Below are 4,495 nucleotides of genomic sequence, written 5' to 3' on the forward strand. Positions count from 1 at the left end.
CGTTGTAGTGCGCGAGCATCCGTTCGACGAGCACCAGGCCGATCGTGCTCGGGAGTGGCACGGAATCATCGCTGTTGACGGTGAGAGCGGGATGGATGGTGCGGGTGGGATCGGTGGCGAGCATCCAGGCGAACTTGTCCTCGTTGTGCCTGCAGCGGTATACCAGTCCGTCGGCCGACGGCGCCGCCGCGAACAGTGCACGCGCCCAGGTTCGGGTGAGCACGTAGTCGGAGGGGTCGGATTTGGTGAGCCAGGTGTCCTGTCCGACCGCCGACAGGTGTGATCCGTGCAAGGCGATTACGGTCATCTCGGTGACGACGGTAAGTCGGCTCAGGACTCGCCCTGAGATTCGGGCGCGCGGCACCAATCGGGGGCGGGCTGTCACGGCCAGGTCCCGGCACAGGGTCTCGGCGACGGCTGCCTCGGGTGAATCGCCGAGGTAGGTATAGGCGTAATCACCAGTGAGGCTGTCGAATCGGGCACCGCCGGGTATGGTCGGCTGAGGGGTCGGGTTCACGGCATTGGCCGCGTAATCTTCGTGGTGGATTCGCCACAGTTCGGTTCCCGCGGGTAGTGGCACCAGGGCGGGTCTACCGGTCAGATCGGGTGGCGGTGGTGCCGCGGGCACCGGTTCAGTCCGCCAGCAGGTCGTGGGCGATGGCGCGGATCCGATCGTCCTGCCCGCCCTCCGCAGCGAGGTCGGCGGGCGATTGCCCGTCCGGGAGCCACCCGGATGGGCTGATCCACCAGGAACTCACTCCCCAGGGGTCGTGCTTGGCGTTCAGGAGCTGGTTGATCTCCGCGACGACAGGCCGAACCTTCGCGGTCGCTGCGTCGAATTGGAAGCTGGGGTAGAGATAGCGCCCGCCGATCTCGTATCCGACAATGTCGCCCCGTTCGCGCAACCGGCTGGCTGGGCTGCGTCGGTTGCTGTCGCGAGAGCGCAGGACATCGGCGACATCGTTCGCTTCGAGATGTGGATGCTCGAAAATCGCCTGTCGTGCCGTGGTCTCGATTCGGGCCCGCGCGATCGACTCCGTCAGTGCGTGCGTGGGCACCGCCGAGGCGATGGAGGCGCTGAGGGTGGGGCCGGAGGCGACAAGCGAGAGGAGAGCGTTGCGCACCGAGCTCATCGACTCGCGGTTGGCGACTTCTCGGGCGAGGAGGGCGAAGAACTCGCCATCGGGCAGGGCACGGAGTTCCGCGCCGAGGTCATGGTCGATGCTCATTGCTCGCCTCCTCCGATGCGACGGTAGTAACAGCATACGTGCTTGTCGCTTCTGTCGCATCCATCGGGATCCGCTCCATCCTGCGGGCCGCGACGGCAATCCGTTGCTCGTCGGTACCCGACTCGAGAGGCATGACTTCAGTCGCTGCAGGGAAGATTTGGACGGCCGGCGGTCAGTGTCCGATGCTGTCGGCCAGCTCGGCCACGTCGTCCGGGGTGGGGGTCTCCCGGAGTGTCACTTCCGTGATGAGCCAGGCGAGGACGAACGCGGCGGCGGCGATGACGGCCCCCACAGGAAGATCGCGTGGGTGCCGTTGACAACGGCTTGTTTGAACGACCTGCACGGCCTCGGGAAGTTGGTGCAACGCTGCCGGGGACATCCCGGTGGCGCTGGGGGCTCCCTGCCCGCCGGTGTCGCCCAGCGACGACGTGAGTTGGCTGGCGTAGATCGCGCCGAGCAGGGCGACTCCGACCGACCCGCCCATGTTGCGGGCTAAGGTGGCGGTGCCGGTCGCGGTGCCCATGTCTCGGATCGGCACACTGTTCTGCGCGATCAAGGTTTTCGCGTCCATGGTGGAGAACAGCCACAGTCCCACCACCAGCATGGCGGCGCCGACGATCGGGATCGCCTTGTATCGGCCGGTCTTGGTTATGAACAGTCCACCGGCGAGCGAGACGACCATGGCCGAGATCAGATCCTCGTGGCCGGCCTGCTCGATCAGATCGTCGAACTCGTCGACTGGGCCCGCACGCAACGGCGCGGCCCGGATCTGCGGATAGAGGTGCTCTCACGATGGCACGACATCATGCAGGCGCGCGGCCTGGCACTGTTCCGCTTCGCGGTCGCCAACAACGGACGATGACGGAACTATGACGGACGGGGTTCTCGCCCAGATCCTCCCCAGGTGAGCGCCAAAGCGTGCCGGGGGACACTTTGCCACTCACCTGGGGGTCACCGCGCGGTCGAGAGAATCCGGCGCAGGCGCTCGATGGCGCGTTCGGTCGCGGGACGATCCTTCGCGACCAGCTGGTGCATGATGAAGCCCTCGATCGCCGAGTACACCAGCAGGGTCAGATCTTCGTCGGCGATGATGCCCAGGCGGGTCAGGGCCTGGGACGTCGCCTCGATGTACGTGGCGTAGAGCAGCTTCACGTGTGGGTCGAGGCGGGGTGTCCGTCTCGATTCGAGCATCAGTTCGTACTGGAAGACCTGCAGGTCGGGATCGCGGGCGACGAGGTCCGTGAGGTGCTCGACGAAACGGTCGAGTGACGACCCGTCGGCGATGTCGGCGAAGACGCTCGCGCTCTTGTCCAGCGCGTACCGGAGTGCGGCGTCGACGAGGGCATCCGTCGACGCGAAACGCTGCCGGACTTCCGCGTCCGTGACGCCCGCCTCCGCGGCGGCGGCCCGGACCGTCAACCCGCGCAGACCGTCGCGGGCGATCACGGAGACTGTCGCGAGGACGAGATCGAGAGCCACCTGGTCGCTGCAGGGGGCTGCCCGCCGCCGCCCGTCAGCCAGCGTCACAGTTCCACATCCCCGTGGACGGCGAGCCATCTCATGCCGGGCTCCCGGGTGCGGCTGATGCCCTTGTATTCGGCCATGTCCACCGGAAGGTCCTCGAGGACCTTGTACAGTCGTGCACCCCACTCGGGGACGGACGCGACGTCGCGGAGCGGAAGCAGGTAGGTGCGGATCAGGAACATGACAGCGCCGGAGTGGGCGAGCCGGATCAGGTGCTGCACTTCGGTTCTGAGGAACAGTCGGTCGCCGACCTCGTCGAGCGGTCCGTCGGCGAGGGTGCGACGGTCCTTCCCCCACTCCGGATAGGTCTCGGTGGACGTGTCGAGTGTGCCGTCGACGGTCAGCGTCCAGTTGGTGCGCCGGTAGCTCTGGCCGGGTTCGAGCCGCATCAGGAAGTTGTGGGCGCGGGTGATGATCTTCTCGGTGTGGATACGGGGGACGGGGCCGTGGATCTCGAGGAAGCTCATCCCGACGTCGAATCCGAAGGACCAGTCCGCGGCGAACGTCACCAGTCCGGCGTCGCCCCACAATGCGCCGTCGCGCTGATCGAGGAGCACGACGTCTTCCTGGATCTGGCCGCAGATGTACAGCAGCGGCGGCGCCGGCAGCGTGGTGAGGTCGCCGAACACGAAGCTGTGCGCGATCCCGAGGAGGTCGTTCCGCCAGAACCAGGTGTCCCCGCGACGTTCGAGGGTCATGGTGTCGGGGTATTCGGTGGCGAGGGTACGCATCAGGGTGAGCATGGCGTCCCAGGCGGCGGGGACCATGTGCGGCAGGCACTGGTGCCGCGACGGGTCTGCGGTGAGGATGCGTTCGCGCTCGGCGAGTTCGCGGTGGTAGTGGTCGTCGATGGCGATGCGGGTGTCACCCCAGCTGCCGGCGACGGTGTCGGTGGGGTTCCCGGCGGGCTCGACGTTGGTGCTGTAGCGGTACTGGTCGCGGGGAAAGGGGAAGGGGAAACGCGCGGTACGCGAGTCGGTCGCGGTCACAGTTCCAGCTCCAATCGGTCTCCTACGGCCCGTGACACGCACGGCATGATCGAATCTCCGGACGCCTTCTCCTCGTCGGTGAGGTACAGGTCGCGGTGCTCGACCTCGCCGCCGCGGACCGACAGCCGGCATTCGCCGCACACTCCCTGGCGGCACAGGTTCGGGACGGTGATTCCCTTGTCCAGCAGGGCTTCGAGAAGGCTGGTGCCCGAGGGGACGGGGACGATCATCCCGGTGCGTCCGAGTTTGGCGGCGAACGGGTTTCCTTCGGGCAGCGGGCCCGCGCCGAATGCCTCCGAGTGCACCCGGCCGGGCGGCCAGCCGCAGTCGCGGGCCCACTCGGCGACCGCGGCGATCATCGGCGCGGGTCCGCAGGTGTAGACGTGGGTGCCGAGTGGTTGATCGGCCAGTGTCGGGACGAGGCGGTCCGCGAGTTCCCCGGGGGTGGACACCGTGACGAGCCGGTCGCCGCACAGCGCCGCCAGTTCGTCGGCGTGCGCCCCCTGACGGTCGCGGAAGGAGTAGATCACCTCGAACGACCGACCCCATTCGAGGGCGGCCCGCACGTGCGACAGGATGGGGGTGACGCCGATCCCGCCCGCGACCAGGATGTGGTGCCGGGCGTTGAGGATCGGCGCGAATGCGCTGCGCGGGCGGCTCACCCGGACGGTCTGCCCCGGCTGGAGCTCGTGGACCCAGCGCGAACCGCCGTGGCCGTTCTCGTCGAGCCCGACCGAGATCGCGTAGTGGTCC

The 4,495-nt window shown here is 67.7% G+C and carries 7 protein-coding genes; 1 reads left to right on the forward strand and 6 read right to left on the reverse strand.

What is annotated here, in order from left to right; all coding sequences use genetic code 11:
* From ACFTZB_RS43355 to ACFTZB_RS43365, 3 genes are all read right to left on the reverse strand, one after another.
* A partial coding sequence (locus ACFTZB_RS43355) for an RES family NAD+ phosphorylase (RefSeq protein WP_378441828.1) occupies positions 1–628 on the reverse strand: 628 nt, incomplete at its 3' end.
* A gap of 4 nt (positions 629–632) precedes the next feature.
* Positions 633–1,229 carry a hypothetical protein gene (locus tag ACFTZB_RS43360; protein WP_378441830.1) on the reverse strand — a complete coding sequence of 199 codons (597 nt, stop codon included), beginning with the start codon at positions 1,227–1,229 and terminating at the stop codon, positions 633–635.
* A 172-nt stretch (positions 1,230–1,401) separates the two neighbouring features.
* Positions 1,402–1,911, reverse strand: a complete 510-nt coding sequence (locus tag ACFTZB_RS43365) for a hypothetical protein (RefSeq protein WP_378441832.1) — start codon at positions 1,909–1,911, stop codon at positions 1,402–1,404.
* An 18-nt stretch (positions 1,912–1,929) separates the two neighbouring features.
* On the opposite strand from ACFTZB_RS43365, the gene ACFTZB_RS43370 reads away from it, so the two are divergent.
* On the forward strand, positions 1,930–2,091 hold the full coding sequence (locus ACFTZB_RS43370) for a hypothetical protein (RefSeq protein ID WP_378441834.1): 162 nt from the start codon (positions 1,930–1,932) through the stop codon (positions 2,089–2,091).
* Positions 2,092–2,180: 89 nt separating this feature from the next.
* Here the strand turns inward: ACFTZB_RS43370 and ACFTZB_RS43375 are convergent, their stop codons facing one another.
* The 3 genes from ACFTZB_RS43375 to ACFTZB_RS43385 form a co-directional block, all read right to left on the reverse strand.
* Entirely contained in the window at positions 2,181–2,756 is a 576-nt protein-coding gene (locus ACFTZB_RS43375) for a TetR/AcrR family transcriptional regulator (RefSeq protein WP_378441836.1), read from the reverse strand.
* The gene (locus tag ACFTZB_RS43380; RefSeq protein WP_378441838.1) at positions 2,753–3,742 is read right to left on the reverse strand and encodes a DUF3445 domain-containing protein; all 990 of its coding nucleotides are present in this window, start codon (positions 3,740–3,742) and stop codon (positions 2,753–2,755) included. The genes ACFTZB_RS43375 and ACFTZB_RS43380 overlap by 4 nt, the downstream gene beginning before the upstream one ends.
* On the reverse strand, positions 3,739–4,495 hold a 757-nt coding region (locus ACFTZB_RS43385; RefSeq protein WP_378441840.1), incomplete at its 5' end, for a PDR/VanB family oxidoreductase. The genes ACFTZB_RS43385 and ACFTZB_RS43380, both read right to left, overlap by 4 nt.

This window comes from Rhodococcus sp. NPDC057014 (assembly GCF_042673295.1).
Taxonomy (GTDB): Bacteria; Actinomycetota; Actinomycetes; order Mycobacteriales; family Mycobacteriaceae; genus Rhodococcus_F.

What these genes read in the sequence shown, in the direction of transcription:
- ACFTZB_RS43360 (WP_378441830.1), bottom strand. Translation starts at nt 1,229, where the DNA reads ATGAGCATCGACCATGACCTCGGCGCGGAACTCCGTGCCCTGCCCGAT.
- ACFTZB_RS43365 (WP_378441832.1), bottom strand. Translation starts at nt 1,911, where the DNA reads ATGGTCGTCTCGCTCGCCGGTGGACTGTTCATAACCAAGACCGGCCGA.